This is a genomic window from Hydrogenophaga sp. Root209, assembly GCF_001428625.1.
In the GTDB taxonomy this organism is placed as follows: domain Bacteria; phylum Pseudomonadota; class Gammaproteobacteria; order Burkholderiales; family Burkholderiaceae_C; genus Hydrogenophaga.
Window position 1 is genome coordinate 1 of record NZ_LMIE01000027.1, and the last position, 1,115, is coordinate 1,115.

Annotated in this window: 1 protein-coding gene; it reads left to right on the forward strand. The window is 63.0% G+C overall.

All coding sequences use genetic code 11. From position 1 onward, the window contains the following. Nucleotides 1-142: 142 nt before the first annotated feature. On the forward strand, nucleotides 143-1,115 hold a 973-nt coding region (locus ASE11_RS13495), incomplete at its 3' end, for a PAS domain-containing protein (protein WP_156406353.1).

Genomic DNA, 1,115 nt, shown 5'->3' on the forward strand with positions numbered 1-1,115 from the left:
CCCACGATCCATCCCCACCTACATCCTCACCGGCGACACCTCCCCACAGCGCATCCAGGAAGCCTCCGAACTCGGCTTCCCCATCCTGCACAAACCCATCGACGCGCTCGCCCTGCGCTCCATCCTGGGCGAATAGGTTCGCATGGCACACACCTCCCGTTCAGTCCCGGCGCCCGAAGTGGCGCAGCCATGGTGGCAGCATCTGCCGGGTCTGGTTCTCGTGGTCACAGCAGAAGGGCGGCCACTCTACGCCAGCCGTGCGCTCACGTCATTGCATGGGGCATCGCATCCTGATGGCGACTGCATCGCATCACTCACACCCGAATCGAGCCGAGCGCTGCACGACCGGCTGAGCAGTCGCGCCGATTTCCAGCTTGAACTGGAATGGAAGAAACCGCTTCAGGCCGATGCCCATGCGCGGTACTTTTCCTGCTCGGCCAAGTGGCTGGTGGACGCTGATCACTACCTCTGCGTGTGGGTCGACATCTCCGCCAGCCAACACGCCCGGTCAGAAGCCTGCGCCGGGAGCGCGTTTCTCCGGCACTTCTGCAACGCGATACCCATCATGGTGTCGCACTACAGCTATCCGCTGCGCTGCGAGTACGCCAACAGCCACTATGCACACCAGTACGGCCTGGACGAAGATTCCATCCTGGGTCGCACGGTCGAACAGGTGCTGGGCAGCTCCAACATCGAGGCCGTGCCCTTCAGAACACAAGCTTTCCAGGAGCGCAAAAGCGTCACCTACGAACGCTCGTTTGTTCACGGTTCGCGGGTGCAATGGGTGCTGGTGATCCTGGTTCCGCTGGTGGATGCACAGGGGAACTACACGGGCGCCGTGGCCATGAACCAGGACATCACGCAACGCCGTCTGGCCGAGCTGGCGCTGCGCGAATCCGAAGACCGGCTGGCCAAGTTCATGGATGCCAGTGCCGAGGGCGTGGTCTTTCATGTCAACAACCTGATCACCGATGCAAACCCGTCGGCCAGCCAGCTTTACAACATACCTGCGGAACAGCTGCTGGGCAGGTCTGTGCTGGAGCTGGTGCCGCCGGAGTACCGGGCGCGCGCGGCCTCTGTCATTGCCTCCGGGGCGGACGCCTCCTACGAGAGCG